General features: G+C 37.9%; 15 protein-coding genes and 2 pseudogenes. 13 read left to right on the forward strand and 4 right to left on the reverse strand.

What is annotated here, in order from left to right:
* The first annotated feature begins 536 nt into the window (after window positions 1-536).
* Together H5187_RS17025 and H5187_RS24675 are read left to right on the forward strand one after the other, a co-directional pair.
* Window positions 537-2,057: an EAL domain-containing protein gene (locus H5187_RS17025; RefSeq protein ID WP_182718947.1), complete on the forward strand. Its 1,521-nt coding sequence runs from the start codon at window positions 537-539 to the stop codon at window positions 2,055-2,057.
* 256 nt (window positions 2,058-2,313) lie between these two features.
* Window positions 2,314-2,448: a hypothetical protein gene (locus H5187_RS24675; RefSeq protein ID WP_259401737.1), complete on the forward strand. Its 135-nt coding sequence runs from the start codon at window positions 2,314-2,316 to the stop codon at window positions 2,446-2,448.
* 189 nt (window positions 2,449-2,637) lie between these two features.
* Here H5187_RS24675 and H5187_RS17030 read toward each other — a convergent pair.
* Window positions 2,638-2,838, reverse strand: a pseudogene (locus H5187_RS17030) (transposase); the annotation flags it as partial.
* 662 nt (window positions 2,839-3,500) lie between these two features.
* On the opposite strand from H5187_RS17030, the gene ampC reads away from it, so the two are divergent.
* Window positions 3,501-4,664 carry a class C beta-lactamase gene (ampC, locus tag H5187_RS17035; protein WP_182798084.1) on the forward strand — a complete coding sequence of 388 codons (1,164 nt, stop codon included), beginning with the start codon at window positions 3,501-3,503 and terminating at the stop codon, window positions 4,662-4,664.
* Between the two features lie 109 nt (window positions 4,665-4,773).
* Here the strand turns inward: ampC and H5187_RS17040 are convergent, their stop codons facing one another.
* Window positions 4,774-5,595 carry a PRC-barrel domain-containing protein gene (locus H5187_RS17040; RefSeq protein ID WP_182794587.1) on the reverse strand — a complete coding sequence of 274 codons (822 nt, stop codon included), beginning with the start codon at window positions 5,593-5,595 and terminating at the stop codon, window positions 4,774-4,776.
* A 343-nt stretch (window positions 5,596-5,938) separates the two neighbouring features.
* Here H5187_RS17040 and H5187_RS24380 point away from each other — a divergent pair, with 343 nt between their 5' ends.
* The 10 genes from H5187_RS24380 (at window position 5,939) to H5187_RS17090 (ending at window position 17,771) form a co-directional block, all read left to right on the forward strand.
* Window positions 5,939-6,286 (forward strand): BON domain-containing protein, encoded by a 348-nt coding sequence (locus tag H5187_RS24380; protein WP_220493296.1) that lies wholly within the window; start codon window positions 5,939-5,941, stop codon window positions 6,284-6,286.
* Window positions 6,283-6,708 (forward strand): hypothetical protein, encoded by a 426-nt coding sequence (locus H5187_RS17050; protein ID WP_182784660.1) that lies wholly within the window; start codon window positions 6,283-6,285, stop codon window positions 6,706-6,708. The genes H5187_RS24380 and H5187_RS17050 overlap by 4 nt, the downstream gene beginning before the upstream one ends.
* Before the next feature lie 483 nt (window positions 6,709-7,191).
* Window positions 7,192-8,019 carry a 2,5-didehydrogluconate reductase DkgB gene (gene dkgB, locus H5187_RS17055; RefSeq protein WP_182718952.1) on the forward strand — a complete coding sequence of 276 codons (828 nt, stop codon included), beginning with the start codon at window positions 7,192-7,194 and terminating at the stop codon, window positions 8,017-8,019.
* 55 nt (window positions 8,020-8,074) lie between these two features.
* Entirely contained in the window at window positions 8,075-8,362 is a 288-nt protein-coding gene (locus H5187_RS17060) for a putative quinol monooxygenase (protein WP_149982864.1), read from the forward strand.
* A gap of 697 nt (window positions 8,363-9,059) precedes the next feature.
* A complete protein-coding gene (locus H5187_RS17065) occupies window positions 9,060-11,762 on the forward strand; it encodes a TonB-dependent receptor (RefSeq protein ID WP_182798085.1) in 2,703 nt (900 codons plus the stop codon).
* A gap of 73 nt (window positions 11,763-11,835) precedes the next feature.
* Window positions 11,836-12,612 carry a family 16 glycosylhydrolase gene (locus tag H5187_RS17070; protein WP_182718955.1) on the forward strand — a complete coding sequence of 259 codons (777 nt, stop codon included), beginning with the start codon at window positions 11,836-11,838 and terminating at the stop codon, window positions 12,610-12,612.
* 50 nt (window positions 12,613-12,662) lie between these two features.
* A complete protein-coding gene (locus H5187_RS17075) occupies window positions 12,663-15,185 on the forward strand; it encodes a glycoside hydrolase family 3 protein (protein ID WP_182798086.1) in 2,523 nt (840 codons plus the stop codon).
* Between the two features lie 61 nt (window positions 15,186-15,246).
* Window positions 15,247-16,302: a sensor histidine kinase gene (locus H5187_RS17080; protein WP_246175609.1), complete on the forward strand. Its 1,056-nt coding sequence runs from the start codon at window positions 15,247-15,249 to the stop codon at window positions 16,300-16,302.
* A complete protein-coding gene (locus H5187_RS17085) occupies window positions 16,299-17,090 on the forward strand; it encodes a LytTR family DNA-binding domain-containing protein (RefSeq protein WP_182740493.1) in 792 nt (263 codons plus the stop codon). The genes H5187_RS17080 and H5187_RS17085 overlap by 4 nt, the downstream gene beginning before the upstream one ends.
* Window positions 17,091-17,195: 105 nt before the next feature.
* Window positions 17,196-17,771, forward strand: coding sequence for a hypothetical protein (locus H5187_RS17090; protein WP_182718958.1), 576 nt, complete (start codon window positions 17,196-17,198; stop codon window positions 17,769-17,771).
* Window positions 17,772-17,861: 90 nt separating this feature from the next.
* On the opposite strand, the pseudogene H5187_RS17095 reads toward H5187_RS17090, so the two are convergent.
* Together H5187_RS17095 and H5187_RS25195 are read right to left on the reverse strand one after the other, a co-directional pair.
* A pseudogene (locus H5187_RS17095) lies at window positions 17,862-18,032 on the reverse strand (glutathione S-transferase family protein); the annotation flags it as partial.
* Between the two features lie 28 nt (window positions 18,033-18,060).
* A partial coding sequence (locus H5187_RS25195; protein ID WP_404936146.1) for an IS3 family transposase occupies window positions 18,061-18,156 on the reverse strand: 96 nt, incomplete at its 5' end.

The following is an 18,156-nucleotide window of genomic DNA, read 5'->3' on the forward strand; positions in this document are numbered from 1 at the left end:
GCAGATTGCACTTTATTTATATGTTTTTGTTAAGGTTTGAGTTGTCGTTGTTATCTAAAGATAAACTTATTCAGAGGCTTACTTTTAAGTTATTGAGGCGAATTATACTCATGATGTAATAACATTGGCTAAACCTAGTAAGCCGAAAAGGTAATACCAAGCGTTGATATAATAGCTTAAAACATTAGCTCATCAGATTATAGAGTGAGCAGTCACAGTGAATCGAGTTTGATATATTACTATCTCTAATTGGCTCGCCATGGATCGCTTCGACTTTCAATGAGTGGAAGAAACTCGCTGACTTACCAGCTCACCGAATTTGAACCGCTTTATTTTTGATTCTTCGCGAAGTAGGTGGCAGCCTTTTTAATATGGCTAAGTCCTATGTTTTGGATACCTCAATAATTTCAGCTTTTCATACGCAAACAAGCTGCCAGCTGTTAAATAACATTTAATAGTAGGGGCTTGCTGCTAGCGTACGTTACAATTTAATGGTATTAAATGATAATTAATGTGCTAACTGCAAGGGAAAATCTATGTCATTGAGAGCTTTTAAAGAAAAACCAAGTGCAATAATTTTCTTTTTACCGCTTTTGCTACTGCTTTTAATTTGTATATCCCATTTTGGCGCAAACTATGTACAAATGCTTTATCAGAAAAAGTTTACGCAATCTCTTATTAGTAAAGCCGAAGAAATCTCCAGTGATATAAGCCAATCCATTTATCAGACAGAAGCCATTAACCCTCGACGCTGTGATGAAGAAACTGTAAATAAATTACGTATCCTTTTAACTAACTACCACTACACGCATGATGTTGGTTTAGTTAAACAAAATAGAATTATATGTTCGGCAAATTGGGGCATTTTAAAAGAGCCTGTTGAACTTAATGTTGATTTTTTTAAGGGCAATACAGGTTTTTATTTTGCGCAAAAAGTTGAGGGGATTTTTCCTATTGATGCCAAATATGATATTGCAAAACGTAACGGTATCGTTGCATTTACAATTCAAGATCCTTTTAAATATTTTGATCAAGCAAATAAGGATTTTTCGTTTAACATAACCTCTATTGATGGTTTGTACGTTTTCCATCAATTTGACTCCGAATTTCAGTTTGATAATGAATTTAACTTACTATCACAAGAAGTTAAAAGCTGTAGTACAAAGTTTGGCTATTGCGCTAGCGTGCTTAATAATCGCCCTGGGTTACTATTTTTTTCCACTTTGACTCTGACTGCAGTACTTTTACTACTTTGCGTTATTAGTTTTTTAATTATTTATTCTTTTATCTCATACATAGAAAGAACAAATTCGATTGAATTTCGATTACGTAATGCAATCGCAGATGAAAGTATTTATTTAGAATATCAGCCAATTTTAGAGGTCCAGAGTAAGCAGATTATTGGTGTAGAATGTTTAATTAGATGGAAAGATGCGGTACATGGGCAAGTCTCACCTGAGTTATTTTTAAGTATTGCTGAGCAGTTAAATTTATATCCGTCGATGGCATTTTCATCTGTACAGCGAGCATTTAAAGAGTTGTCGCCTTTTGTTATAGAAAAAGATGACTTTAGTATTGCGATTAATGTTAACTCCTTTGAAATTCAAAGTTCGGAGTATTTACCGTTTTTAAATGAGCAATGCGAATTATATAAAATAAGCCAAAAACAAATAAAAATTGAGATCACTGAGCGTATTGGACTGCCACTAAATGAGTTGTCACATTTTGCTTTGCAGGCTAAACGTTATGGGTTTACTGTTGCCTTGGACGATTTTGGCACAGGTGTTTCAAATTTAGTTTGGTTAACTGAAATTAACTTCGATATCATAAAAATAGACCGCATTTTTACCCAATCGATTACTGATCCTTTGAAAAAAGATATGCTACTGGCAATAATGGCACTATTCACTAACCTTAATCGTATTGTTATTTTTGAAGGGGTTGAAACGAAAGAACAGTGTGAATTCATTGAAAAGTATAATAAATGCTACCAGGTTCAAGGTTGGTATTTTTATAAAGCGCTGCCTTTAGATGCGTTGAAAGAATTAATAGTTTAAATAAAGCGGTTTTGCGGAACCGATCATTCACCAGGCCTTACTTGAGTTAGAACACTTATGTCTGACTCAAATAATATGCTTTTTAAATAGTGCTGGTTTTTAGCTAAAGCTGGTGCTTCAAATTTAAACCGTAACCATAATCAAACCAAATATAGTATTTAAGTGTTGTAGCGCACAGAGCTGGGGAGCTTTATAAACTAGGCTTTAAATCTCGGCCTTTTACATTAACGTGAGGGGCGAGAACTCTGAGGCAACTATGCAAAATCCAACTCATGATAAAAAAGTAGATGATAAAAAATCTGCTGAAACACTAAAAAAAGAAGCGGCAAGCAAGCGCGCAGCTTTAAAACCTGACACGAAAAAATCATACAGAAAACCCCAGCAAAAATAATAGAGTCGTTAATTATCTAACCAGTTTTCGCAAAGCATTATTTGAGCTTAATTAAGGGTTGAGTGGCATTATCGACAGGTATATTCGATAAATATGCAAGGAGCTAGATAATAGATGTTCTCTACTATTTGTGGTTCTTCACTCGTTGGTGAGGGATCATATTCTTGTTGTTTAAGGCTACTGAGAGCGCTACGTCATTAGGGGCTGTTGATCTTTGTGGTACATATATTGATCAGCCCGCATTGGTAGCCACATCATCGTAAATGCTAAAGCGAGCATTGAATGATAATTTCGTGCAAGCTTTTCATACCGTGTGGCTATCTTTCTATATTGCTTAATATGGCCAAATGTATTCTCAACCAAGTGCCGATATTTGTACATGCATCAGTCAATATCTTCATTACCTATTAAACTGTTATCCTTGCGTAGAATAACGGGTGTCGTGTTGTTATCACGAACCAACTTTCTCAGTTTTTTACAATCGTAGCCTTTGTTAGCAACAACGACTTTATTTGTTGAACAATTTGCTACGAGTGACTCTGTGTGAACTATACCATGTGTATTTCCGCACGATAATTCATAGAGAATAGGCAATCCTCTGCTATAACCTAAGTATTAGTTTGTTAATTTATGCTGCATACAACATTGGCTGTATTAATTTCACATTTATATAAATCATTCAGCAAAACATACCCATATTCTTCGTCTTTAATTATTTGAGCTTTGGGAGTAGTAAGCTCAAATCAAGACGATTTGTGCATTTCATTTTCTATGAACGTAGAATTTAATACCAACACCGTATTTTAATTCAGTAAAAATTAATAGTCGTACTCACAAAATAGCGGCGGCTTTGCTGACTTTTGCATTTAGAACGAGTAGATCTTGAATATGCTCATCTCTACCATTTTCAAAACGAGGTTAAGCTAAATATCAATATACTCCATTTACAATATTTGAATGAACTCAGGCGCCAGAATTCAATCCGAGAGTTGAGTTTTTATTGCAATATGGTTGCACTGGCGTGGCTATTTTATTCATTAACGAGAGATACAATGAAAATAATTTTAAACAAGCTTGTTATTACTACTTTAGCTGCAACTATAGTGATGTCTAATGATGCTCGGGCTGAAAATAATAATCAAATGTTGAGAAAAGCAGTCGATAAGCAAGCCGAGCGCTTAATGCAGCAGTACCAAATTCCTGGTTTAGCGGTGGGTATAATTGTTGATGGTAAGTCACAGTTTTATAATTATGGTGTTGCGAATAAAGAAAAGAACCAAGCAGTAACACAGAATACACTGTTTGAATTAGGATCGGTCAGTAAAACCTTTGCTGCAACCTTTGCGAGTTATGCTCAAGGCAATGGTACTTTATCATTTGATGACACTGTTGATAAATATCTACCTGAGTTGAAAAATAGCGTTATTGGCAGCACAAAACTTACACAGTTAGCTACCTATACAGCAGGTGGTCTGCCTTTACAGTTCCCTGATAATGTTAAGACTGACGATGATATGATGCAATATTATAAATCTTGGCAGCCAACCTTTGCTGAAAATTCACAACGACTCTATTCAAATCCAAGTATAGGTTTATTTGGCTATGTTTCTGCATTAAGTATGAAAGTTGATTATGCACAGTTTCTGGAAATTAAAATATTTCCGTCGTTAGGCATGTCAAATACGTTTGTTAATGTCCCAGCAAATAAAATGAATGATTATGCATTTGGATATAATGCTTCAGGCGATGCTGTGAGAGTAAATCCCGGTATGCTGGATGCACAAGCATATGGCATTAAGTCTACTAGTGCAGATATGGTGCAATTTATTAAAGCGAATTTAGGGTTAGTCTCTCTCGATGATAAAATCAATACGGCCTTGAAAAGTACTAGGAAGGGCTATTATCAAGCGAGCACTTTCACGCAAGGACTAGCGTGGGAAATGTATCCTTTACCAACTAACTTGGCTGCTCTGTTAGCTGGAAATTCAGTTGAAACCATTACACAACCTCAACCAATCGATATTAATAATTCTCCTCAAGTAGCTTTGCATAATGGCTGGATCAATAAAACAGGTTCAACAAATGGGTTTGGCGCATATATTGTATTTATTCCGGCAAAAAATGCTGGAATTGTTCTGTTAGCAAACAAATATTACCCCAACGTAGAACGGGTCAAAGCCGCCTATGCGATTTTAGATTCAGTTATCAGCAGATAACGAAGAATAAAAAGCCACTCATTAGTTTAGTGAGTGGTGTTTTTTTATTTATTGAATATGACTTTTTGCCAAATTTTTTTCGCTAGGCATTACTTGAAAGCCGATCATTTCAGCAATCCTTTTTCGCTTTTGCTAGTTTGTCCCAGTAACCCGCTAGTTCGTAATGTTGATATATAGCTGTTTCAAACTCGGGAGTTATTTGCAAGTTATAATCATACTCTGGCGCATCTTTTATTACTTGGCGGTTGAGATCAACACTGATGGTTTTGTCGAGCCAGCATACTTCGCTGATCCACTCTGGTGGCACGAGCACTTTATGTCCACCCCACCAATTACTGGTATCGATGATCAGATAACGCACCGCCCACGTTGTTTCTTCTACTAATAATCCAGATACATGACCAATATCACCATCATTTGCATTAATATGATAGCCAATAACCTCTTTGCAACTTCGTAAATTTGGATCGGCTTTTTTATTATCTTCACTTTTAACATTATGGTGAGTTAGTTGTGCGCTGCGTGCACCTGCTTCTGTATGTGGGAGGTGTTGGTGGTCACGGTACAATAAATAAGGGTAAATACCGCCTCCCCAAAATCCTTCGCCTACCCAATAATAAGGGTAGCCATAATAATCGAGTAAGCTGGCCTCATTTTGCCGTGACACGGGTTTATCGTTATCGATAGTTGGGCTGTTTTTAACTTGTTCTTTACTGATCAACACAGGCAGAATTTTTTCTATCCAGTTTGGTTTTTGAACCGCAATTGGTGAGATCAAAACCTGACGGCTGGATAGCCAAGAACCTGTTTCAACAACAAAATAGCGGATCACCCATGCTAAATCATCGAATAGAAAATATTTTTCTTTACCGATCACACCATCGGTAGCAGCGATAGCGCAATTTTCAAGATCTTTCATGCTACGTAACATAGTAGTTATCCTTTTTAATGGGGTCGACAGTATAAAGTGTTGGCGTGTTTTAGAGCTGATATTGAGGTTGCCAACTAGGCGATGATTTGAATGAACCGCTTTAGTTTTAGCTTATTTGCCGCGGTTGTCTGTGCGCTGCAGTACACAGCCAAATTAGCGAGTTAATTACATGAATGCAGTAATGACCAGTATGAATCGCTGATTTTTATTATTGACACACAGTTGTTTTGAGTTCGATAACGAACAGAACGTTAGCCTCTTACATAATAAAGTGATGGTAGGTAGTGAAGAATACACTTTACCGCCGATGGTGATCGCTCCACTTAATACTGAGGATATCCTAATGGATAAATACTTTTCAAAAATACTATGTGTTATTGCAATACTGATGGTTTCACAATTAACTGGTTGCTATAAATCCCCAGAAATTGCTGCGGAAAAGCCGCCAAAAAGTACGGTGGCTAACAATGTTTTAGATATCGATGTAACTGCAAACGTTAAAATGGCTTTAATGAATGATCCTATTCTCAGAGCACTTAATATCGAAGTCATTACGAATAAAGGCGATGTGCGTTTAATTGGTATTGTTGATAGCCAAAGCCAAATTGACTCAGCAATGTTAATCGCCAAAGGTGCTGAAGGTACGCATGCTATTCATGATGAACTGACGGTGAAAAGGAGTTCGTTATGAAAGGATATCTAATCGTGGGGTTTATAACCGCTGTTTTTGCTGTTACAGCAGTTGCCCAAGAAGATGAACGCGAAGGCGAACATCATATGATGATGGGCAAGATGATGCATGATAAAAAAACATCGCATATGGAACCAAAAATGCGGCAAATGTTTTCGCTAATGCAACAGATCGAAAATGAAAATAATCCACAAAAGCGTGAGCAGCTAATGGAACAACATATGAACTCAATGCGTGCAAATATGCGCATGATAAACGACCTAAATGAAAGTGGTGATGATTCAGAGTCAGAAACTGAGGGCGATGAACGTATCAATAAAATGGAAGGTCAGCTGAGAATGATGCAAGTGATGATGGATCAAATGATGGAACACAGCAGCTACAGTGAAATGAAAATTACACAAAAACATAGAGATAAGTAACTAAAGCGCAGTAGAATAAATCGACGTTGAGCCACTACTTTCAGCGCTAACAGTGTTGAAAATAGCGGCCTTGAGAAATGTACTTTCAATTTTGTATAAAGCAGTCATTTATAAATATAATTATTAGGTTCTAGGGCCGGTTAACTTCTCAGGATTAAAAGCTGTTCAATTTATAAGCTGTTTGATCACGGCGCTAGGTTTGTAATCTGGTGGGTTAAGTAAAAAATTAAGTAAAACTTCCGCACTTTATTCTGGCTCTTTACCTACATTAATACTGCCTTATCTAAAAACCAAACATACGGATGTAAAAGTAACTGTGAAAGATAAACAGGCTCTAGCCCTTGAAACTAAAGTTAATGGCCTCATACCTTTTACGAGGTCAAAAATTTTAAATGAACAAAGTAACAGGTGTATTTCGAAAAACTTAGGTTAGAAATCTAATAAGTTTGTATTTAAACCGATTATTTTTATAAGGATAAAGTTATGACACAACGTGTAATTGAAATGCCAGACTTAGGCATGGGGACATTCCGCTTAGAAGGAAAAACAGCTTATGAATCTGTAAAAATGGCATTAGAAGTTGGCTTTCGCCATATTGATACCGCACAGATTTATGGCAATGAAGAGCAAGTTGGCCAAGCGATAAAAGACAGCAATATCCCTAGAGACGAGCTATTTATTACCACCAAAGTGTGGAATAACAAACTGAATAAAAGCGATTTTATCGCCAGTGTAAAAGAGTCTCTTAACAAACTGCAACTCGATTCAGTCGATTTATTGTTGATCCATTGGCCTGCGCCATCAAACGATGAGCCAATGAGCGAGTATTTAACTGAGTTATTAACGGCAAAGCAGCTAGGATTAACTAAGCATATTGGTGTATCGAACTTCACTATTGCGAATTTAAAAGAAGCCATGCAAACACTGGACTCACGTGAAATATTCACCAACCAAATAGAAGTACACCCTTATTTAACCAATACCAAGTTACGTGCTTTTTGTCAGCAGCATGACATTCATATCACCGCCTATATGCCGTTTGTGGTAGGTAAAGTGTTAAACGATCATACCATTATTGATATTGCTAAAAAGCATGATGCAAGCCCTGCACAAGTGGTTATTGCATGGGTAAACGCCAAGGGTATGACGACCATTCCGTCATCAACTAAGCGTAAAAATCTTGAAGATAACTTTAATGATAAAGCAGTAAAACTTGATGAAGAAGACATTGCGCGTATTGATGCTCTCGATTGCGGCGACCGTCAAGCAACCCCAAGTTTTGCACCGCAGTGGGATCAAGACACGTTTTAAGCGTGTTCAATATAAAGTGCAGTGAGTCTGCACTTTTTAATGCAAAGGAATAACTATGTTAACCGTTATAGCAATGCTGTCATGTAAAAACGCAGATGCAGCTACGTTACTTAGTGCACTTGATAACTTACAAAAGTTATCACGCAAAGAAGTAGGGTGTTTGCGCTACGAGCTGGCTGTGAAAAATAATGACACGCAAACAGATTACATTGTAACTGAACAATGGGCTACAAATGAGCACTTTGAAGAGCATAAGTTAGCGCCACATTTTAAAACGTTTGGTGAACAGGCTGGTGCTCTACTTACTCACAGTAATATTGATGTGTATAAAACGATTGGTTAATAATATACCCAAACCACCTCAAGATGCAGAATTCAGCGTTTCACAGGTGCTTAATATCAAGGCGTTACTTTGCAAGAATGGCCGCCCCTTTTAAGAAGTAACAACGCTGAGAGTAAGTGCCTGTGAAACGCCCAAAGGGTTGGTTTAAAAGCGATTTATACTGCGTTATTGATTTTAACAATAGAACCACTATTATTTGCAATCAATGCCTTGCCTAAATCGCTTTTAATTCCAACTGAAACTCGCATCTTGAGGTGGTTTGGGTATATAGGGGCAGTGTTTAAATCCACGTATTTTATATCGAGCTTAGCATGTTAAGCATGGCTTTAATCACGCCTTAACAGGTGACAATGAGTGAGCCTGGATAACTTACCTAATGTATTGACCTGCGTTTTTGGGTATATAAAGTTAGGCCATGATATTTTTCATCGCTCACTGGTTATATCCGCTTTCTTTGTGTTTATGGCATCGGTGGTCAGTTTTACTTTCATGCAATAAATTTTTAAGTTTTTTGACTGTTGATACTAAATCAAGGAGTCAGTTTATTTATTGTCCAAGATTTAATTTCGGCTTGTATTATATCTAACTCGCCTTAGCGTATTTGACTAGTAATCAAAAAAGACCCTATGGATACTGTGAGACTGTTAAATAAAAGTAACAAACCTTAACGTTTTACACACACATCAAAAGGTCGAATATGCACACAATAAATAAAAAAGCATTATCAATTGCCGTAGCATTGGCTTGCTCATTCCCGTTACATGCCCAACAAGCTGCTACGAATAATCCAACGAATACGAATGAAAGCAACACTGCGCAAAAACAAAGTACCTCCTTAGAGGTTATCTCAGTAACAGCAACCAAACGTAAAACAAAGTTAATGGAAACCCCTGTTGCTATTACAGCATTAACGGAGTCTGAGCTCAGCCAAAATGGCGTAAATAGTGTTAAAGATATAGCTAATCTAGTACCAGGGTTAGATATCTCCACAGCGACGGATCAATCAGCACCTGTTATCTCGATGCGTGGCGTACGCTCTACTAATATTACCGAGCTTGGTGATCCTGCTGTTGGTGTGCATCTTGATGGTATTTACTCGCCAAGAATGCAAGGCGCACTTGCTTTAATGTACGACATTGATCGTGTTGAAGCATTAAGGGGGCCACAAGGCACATTATTTGGTCGAAACTCTACAGTTGGTAGCATTAATGTTATTTCAGCAAAGCCTGAATTTACTCATTTATATGGCTATGTGAACGTTGAAGCAGGAAAATACAACAGCAAAAATATTGATGGCGTAATTAATATTCCAATTAATGACGAATTTGCAGTACGGTTTTCTGGCAAAGGATTAAAACGAGATTCTTACCTTGAGGGTTACTACGATCCTAACCAATACGACTCAAGACGATTAAGCGACGATATACTCAATGCTCCTGTTATCTCAGAGGATTCTTATCAAGGTATTGGTCAAACAGTCACGCAGAGAGAAAACTGGTGGATAGATGGTGCAGGCACAAATCCAGAGGCGCAAAAAGTTCGCCAATTAACCCCCGCAGAACAAGACGACTTTTATAACAATGCTAATGAATACTCTTTTAGAATTAGTACGCTTTGGGAGCCGTTAGATGGTGGCTTTTCAAATCATACCGTTTTTCAAAAGTACGTTAATAACAGCAATAACAATCTCGATTTAGTTAACTGCGATAAAATTCGTGGTAGAAGTGAAGAGCTGGGCGGCGATTGCAAAAACTTTTTACCCAGTGATAATACATATCAAGCTGTTGTGAATGTGCCAGGTAAGCTTAATTTAGATATCACCTATCTTAGAAATACCCTTAATTACGACATAAATGATGAATATTCGCTTGTGTGGCTACTTGGCTATGAGGATATGGAACGCTCTTCAGCACAAGATAGCGAAGTCGGCCTCGATCCTTGGGATGGGGCAACGTACTTTTTAGATGGCACTGGTGCTGAATCTTTTTCTACAGAAGTGCAATTACAATCTGACGAATACGGCGATTTTATTTGGATTGTTGGTGCTAACTATTTCCACGAAAAAACCACGACCTTAGGTTATTACGATAACCCAATGGACGATAAAGCCTTTTGGGATCAACCTGATCGCTCTACAGACGCATTCGCTTTGTTTGGCCAAGGTACATACAATTTAACTGAAAAATTACATCTAACACTTGGTTATCGTTTTAGTGATGAAACGAAAGAAGATAAAGGGGGTAAAACATATCGCTGCTCTAATGCCGATGGCTGCGCCGTAGGTTGGTTAAATAGAACTGATCTAAATAATTTACCAGTTGATTACTACCAAGATCCTTCAATTTATGCGTCATACTTTGCAAACGATAATAAAGGAAGTTGGCAGCATCATGACTTTCGTGTTGGTTTAGACTACGACATTTCACCTGAAACGATGGTTTATACCTATCTTGCCAGTGGTTTTAAAGCCGGTGGAATTGGTGATGTATATGAAGTGGTAAATGATAGAACCGGCGACGTAACACGCTTTGAAACTAAGTTCGACCCAGAAGAAGTACTTACATGGGAGCTTGGCGCTAAATCGAGCTTTTTTGATAATTCATTAAACTTAAAAGCCGCGTTTTTCTATACAGATTACATCGATATGCAATACGCATCAGTGGGCTCAATCGGTAATGTAGAACGTTTATCTGTGGTAGAAGATGAAAATGGTTCTCCCGTTTTAGATAGTAATGGCGAGCCAGTACTTGATTTTCAAAACAAGCCTGTGATTGCTTATTACACACAAAATGTTCCTAGTTCAACAATCAAAGGTATTGAGCTTGAGTTTGATTGGAAGCCATACCCAAGCGGGCGTATCACCGGTTATGTAACCTGGACCGATGCCAAAGTGACGGACGATTGGAATACTAAGTGGGATTACGATGCTGAGTATCTTTTTGATATTTCTTATGAGGAATCAAAAAATCCTGAAAATACACTGCTATCAACCAACCTTAAAGGTAATAACTTAGCGATGACGCCTAAGTTCACGGCGAACATCAGCTACACACATACGTTTGATTTAGGTGAATATGGTTTTATTCATAGCTGGCTTAATGCGAGCTGGAAAGATGAGTCGTACTCAACAGTATGGAATGTTGATAAACATTTAGATGATATGGACTTTAGCGTGTCGGACGAGGCGACAAAATACATTGACGATAGCCGAGATGCATTTGCAGTCTATAACGCGTCAATTAAATATGAGCCGCAAGGACAAAGCTGGTACGCAGAAGTATTCGTTAATAATGCCTCTGATGAAACTATTCAATATTGGAATAATACTAGCAAAGGAATTCCAAAAGGCAGCTTTGGTATGCCGAGATATTACGGTATGAGAGCGGGTTTTTCATTCTAAATAACCGAGTAAAAGTTACCCTCCTACAGGCTAAAGTACTGTAGGAGATGCTTGATTAAATAAGGATTTAATAATGAAAACGAAGTTAATTTCAACCTTAGTTGCTGGCCTTATAGTTATTTCACCCGCCACATACGCTAACTATTTTAAAGACGATTTTTCGTGGGGATTTGACACGACTCTTTGGAGTGCACGTAGTGGCGATAATGGCTCACCTTTTGGCTGCGAATTTGTCCCAAGAATGATTAACCCAAGTCAACACGGCATCACCCTTTCTCTGTCACAAGGTGCATGTGCTGAGCTGCAAAGTAATCACTTTTATAGTTTTGGTAAGGTACAAGGCAGTGTTAAGTCGGGTAATATCGCCGGTACCGTGTCTTCTATTTTTACTTATACCTCATGGTGGGATTCGCCAGGACGCGCTTGGCAAGAAATAGATATCGAACTATTACCTTCTTTAGGCAATGTTGTTCATACCAATGTGATTTACCAGCCCCAAGGAGGTACATATCAAAGTTGGGAAAAGGATATCGATTTAAGCCAGTTTGGGCTTGATTACAGAGAAAACTTATTAACCATTGGCTTTGATTGGTCAAGCTCATCAATTCGTTGGTATCTGTACGACTCACAAGGAAACGAGAAAACAATTAGAGTGATGTACAAAGACAATGGGGATGGCGTAATAGCCGATAATGAAATTCCCGGCTATGCATGGCCAATTGATAAAACAAAAATAATGATTAACCAGTGGAATGGTGACAACTCGACTCAAGGGAATTACTTTCCGGGTCAATACTACGGCAGCCCTTCATGGGCATATTATGATTTTATTGAATATATTCCACACTAAATTAATCAGTCCATATTTTATAAAACAGTATTTAATCTCGAAGGTTTTAAATGTCTCAAATCAAATATTCTAAATTATTATTTTGCTTATTGCCCGTAGTTGGGGCGCTTACTTGTCAATATTCATTCAGTGCAGAGCGTGAGCAAGTCAACTGGCCTTATGTAAACACTAAACTTAAACGCGATCCCGCTGTAGAAGCGCAAATTGAACAGCTGCTCACAAAGATGACCATAGAGCAAAAAGTGGCGCAAATGATTCAGCCCGAAATTGGTTATCTAAGTGTTGAACAAATGCGCAAATATGGGTTTGGTTCATACCTAAATGGCGGTAATACAGCGCCCTATGGCGACAAACGCGCTGATCAGGCCACATGGTTAAAATATGCCGATGAAATGTACCTAGCATCAATGGACTCAACGAAAGACGGTATTGCAATACCGACTATTTGGGGTACTGATGCCATGCATGGACATAGCAATGTGTATGGCGCTACGTTATTTCCGCACAATATTGGCTTAGGAGCTGCGCATGATGTCGACTTAATTAAGCGCATAGGCCAAGCAACAGTAAAGGAAGTATCTGCTACAGGGATTGAATGGAGTTTTGCGCCTACTGTTGCTGTAGTTAGAGATGATCGCTGGGGCAGAACTTATGAAAGTTACTCAGAAGACCCTGAATTAGTTAGGTTGTATGCAGGTAGTATGGTTACCGGTATTCAAGGTGACATAGGCGCTGACTTTTTAAAAGGCAGTAACCGTATTGCCACCGCTAAGCATTTTGTGGGCGATGGTGGTACAGAGCGAGGCGTTGATCGCGGAAATACGCTTATCGATGAAAAAGGATTAAGAGATATTCACAGCGCAGGTTATTTTTCGGCTATTAATGAAGGTGTGCAATCAGTGATGGCATCATTTAATAGTTGGAATGGCAAACGTGTACATGGTGATAAACATTTATTAACGGATGTACTTAAAAACCAACTTGGTTTTGATGGGTTTGTAGTCAGTGATTGGAATGCTCACAAGTTTGTAGAAGGCTGCGATTTAGAGCAATGTGCGCAAGCAATTAACGCGGGCGTTGATGTGATCATGGTGCCAGAGCATTTTGAAGCGTTTTATCATAATACTGTTAAGCAAGTGAAAGACGGTGTAATCGCAGAATCAAGAATTAACGATGCCGTTAGGCGCTTTTTAAGGGCTAAAATCCGCTGGGGTGTGTTTTCGAAGAGCAAACCATCAGCGCGACCTGAATCACAACACCCGCAGTGGTTAGGTGCTAATGAGCATCGCATTTTGGCAAGAGAAGCGGTTCGTAAGTCACTCGTTCTGTTAAAAAACAACGAAAACGTGCTGCCAATCAAAGCGAGTAGCCGCATCTTAGTTGCCGGCAAAGGCGCGAATGCAATTAATATGCAAGCGGGTGGCTGGAGCGTTTCTTGGCAGGGCACAGACAATACCAATAGTGACTTTCCAAATGCGACCTCTATTTATGCGGGTTTACAGTCGCAAGTAACAAAAGCGGGTGGTGAGATCACTTTGAGCGAGTCTGGTGAGTATAAAACCAAGCCAGATGTAGCCATTGTTGTTATTGGTGAAGAACCTTATGCAGAATGGTTTGGTGATATAGAAATGCTTGAGTTTCAGCATGAAACCAAACACGCACTTGCACTGTTGAAAAAGCTTAAGGCAGACAATATTCCGGTAGTAACGGTATTCTTAAGCGGCCGCCCGTTGTGGGTTAATAAAGAGCTCAATGCATCGGATGCCTTTGTTGCTGCTTGGCTACCAGGCTCTGAAGGTGAGGGCGTTGCAGATGTACTATTAACTAATAGCGAAGGTAAAGCCCAGTTTGATTTCAGCGGTAAGTTGAGTTTTTCATGGCCTAAATATGATGACCAATTTACGTTAAACTTAAACGATGCTGACTATGACCCATTATTTGCTTATGGCTATGGCTTAACTTATCAGGACAACATAAATGTGCCTGTTTTGAGTGAGAAAACCAGTCCTAAAAAAATTGTTAATAGTGACTCACATCCGCTGTTTGTAAGAAACTTAGCCAAAAATATGACTTGGCAACTGGCAGATACAAGCACAGAAAAGGTGTTAGCCAGCGGTGCATCAGCAACCAGTGGCGATAAACAGAGTTTACTTATGCAATCAGTCAATTTATCTTATCAAGAAGATGGCCGTGGCTTTAATTGGCGCGCACAAGCTGCTGTTAGCTTGAGTTACCTAGAGCCTAAACAGCTAGATAGTAAATTTAGTGCAGGTTACCTTGAATTAAAAATGCGCATAGATAAAGCTCCTGAACAAGGAGCAAACTTGCAAGTCATGTGTAGCGAAAATCATTGCTTAAGGAATATTGATTTTTCATCGTTTTCACAATTAATGACAGACAAAAGTTGGCATACTCTAGCAATCTCTTTGCACTGTGGTGATAGCGGACTTGCTGAGCAAAAAATAACAGACGCGCTGCGCATTACCAGTCAAAATTTAAGTTTAGCAATTGCTGATGTGGTGTTGACTATAAAACCGAGTAATTACTCATTATCATTAACGTGTGCAAAGTAATACCCTATGGCTGTTGATTAACGTTTATTAATCAACAGCCTATAACATTGGATTTAATAATGTGAATAGTAATAACCCTAGAAGTCAGTTGTTCTGGTTATTCCAAAGTTGTGGTTGGATTGTCTATGCAATGCTGACCGAATTAATGATAAAAATACCAAGCGAAGAGCCATGGACAATACATATACCGCATTTAATTATTGATGTAGCGTGTGGCTTTTTGATCACTTTAACGTTAAGACGATTTTACAACTGTTTTAGTCAGCAAGAGCTCAAAGTTAAAGTCGCGTTACGTATTATGCTGCTTCTAATTGCAACATTACTCTGGACGCAAATTAAATGGATTTCCTTGCAGTGGTTATATGGTAACTGGTGGCTTTCAATGTCATGGTTTGACTTTGGTACATGGACGTCAGCCTCGTTAACCATGCTTTCAACATGGACTGCCTTTTATTACGGGATTAAAATTTATTTAGATAATCTTGAGCAAACTCAAAAGGCCGCAGAAGCTACCCATTTAGCGAAAGAGTCACAGCTAAAAATGCTTCGATATCAGCTTAACCCGCATTTTATGTTCAATAGTATTAACGCCATTTGCACGTTAATATTGAAAAAAGAAAGCTTGCAGGCAGTAAACATGCTTGAAAAACTATGTGACTTATTGCGCCATAGTTTATATACCGACCCACTTGAAAAAGTAGCTATCAAAGAAGAAATCGCAATGTTAAGAACCTACTTAGATATAGAGCAATGCCGATTTGCTGACAAGCTAGAGGTTAATATTAGCGTTGATGAACCATGCAACGATTTATTAATACCTTCTTTATTAATTCAACCATTGGTAGAAAACGCGTTAAAACATGGTATGCGAGCAGATCAAAAAATGGTGATCACAATTAATGTTGAAAAAACAAAATCCGCATTGCTCATTAAAGTTGCTGATACTGGTAAAGGCTTTGATGATAATAAAAAAACCAAAAGAGGCATCGGCTTGGCTAATTGTGAGCAACGCTTAAAATTAATATATGGTAATAGTCACCGAATTGAAAAAGGCAATGCGACTACCGGTGGTGCGTGGTTTTGTATCTCTCTTCCAATTAATGGTTTGCAATCATGATTCAATTAAAAACGTTACTCGTTGATGACGAATACAGTGCTATTGAAGGTTTGCGTATTCGCTTAGAAGCCTTTGCTGAAATTGAAGTGATTGGCAGTGCACAAAGTGTTGATGAAGCAATTAAAGTACTTAACGAATATGATGTAGATTTAGTGTTTCTAGATATAGAAATGCCAACAAAGTCAGGTTTTGAATTAATTAAACATTTTCAACCAGAGAGCTGCCCTGCGGTTATCTTTGTTACGGCATTTCATCAACATGCTGTTAAAGCTTTTGAGGTGAGGGCGCTGGATTATTTACTTAAGCCCGTTAAGTTAGCTCGCCTTGCAGAAGCCATTGAAAGAGTTATTAAAACCCAAAAGCTAAACAGAAAAACCGAACTTATTGAAGTGCACCAATCGCTGGTGATCAATGAATCCCAACCACTAGAAGTGGCGGGTAATTCTGACTATAAGTTTGAAGCTGAGAATTTAGTTATTCAAGATGCTAAAAACCCAATTCAAATTATTCCGTTTAAAGATATTTTATGGATTGATGCGGCGGGGGATTATATGTGTGTACACACACCTGCTGAAACACACGTAATGCGTGCGCGTTTAAAAGAGCTTGAAAAAAACACCTTGCCTGAAGATTTCCTGCGAATACATAAATCAACGATTGTAAATTTAAGCCATATAAAGCAACTTAATCCACTTAGAAACTCTGAATACACGGCTGTATTACAAAGTGGTAAAACACTTAAAGTCAGTCGTACCTATAGTAAAAATTTAAAGAGTTTGTTCAAATAATAAATATATTAATATTGAAAGTATTAAACTATAACTTTAACAGTTTGTATAATAGGCATTTGTTACGCTATCTCAGGTCATAATTTATAAGGATTTTAAATTTCTATGGCAAAACCTCAGCTTTTTTGGATTATTTTAATATTATTGATTACCTGTTTTATGCCTTGCGGTTTTTTCATCTGGTATGAAAGTGTGGATCCCGCATTTATCCCTAATGCTAATTACAATTTTATTTTACAATGGGTTTTACCCTCGCTGACAGTGCTGACGATTGGTTACCTTTTTAGTCAGTATAAGAATTTTGCTCAAGTGAAGGAAAGCTTAGATGAGCATTTTATTGCTGAGGGACGTTTAGTTAAGTATTTTACGCTGCTTTTTAGTCCCGTGTTTATTTACTTTTACTTTTGGACATTCATTAATATCCCAATACAGTTATGGGCAAATTATCAATTGGCTGAGTATTGGTCGCAAGAATATTTATTAGTTGAGGCAACAACATGTAGTAGTGACTATGAGCCGCACTGCGTAGAATTAAAGTTTTCCGATTTAGCAAGTGAAGAAACACATTCAATAAGATGGTATTTAGATAAAGCTGAATTATTAACGCTCAAGAATAAAAGAGTAAATCTGGTCGGTGAAAAAAGTTATTTTGGTTATATTATCAATACAATACAGTGGTGATCAAAGCTTTAAAAGGCATTATTGTGATTTGTGGTGGTTATAAAAAGGCCTAAACTACCCCTGCCATTTTGCAGGGGTAGTATAAATTGGTTAACCGCGATTATGCTCGCGAGCGTAATCAATATTGGGCCCTTTAGGGACGATTTGCGTTGGGTTGATCATGGTATGACTAAAATAATAATGTCGTTTGATATGATAAAAATCAACGGTTTCTTTAACGCCAGCAACTTGATAAAGCTCACGTAAGTATTCACTCAGTGTGTAATGGTCAACAAATTCTGTAGAGATTCTAAGCGGCATTTTTTAATTCATTATATTTCTGATGTGGCGTCATATAATTAAGCGTAGAATGCCTACGTTTGTAATTGTAAAACTGAATATAATT

The organism is Pseudoalteromonas sp. SG44-1 (assembly GCF_014164315.1).
GTDB classification, from domain to species: Bacteria; Pseudomonadota; Gammaproteobacteria; order Enterobacterales; family Alteromonadaceae; genus Pseudoalteromonas; species Pseudoalteromonas rhizosphaerae.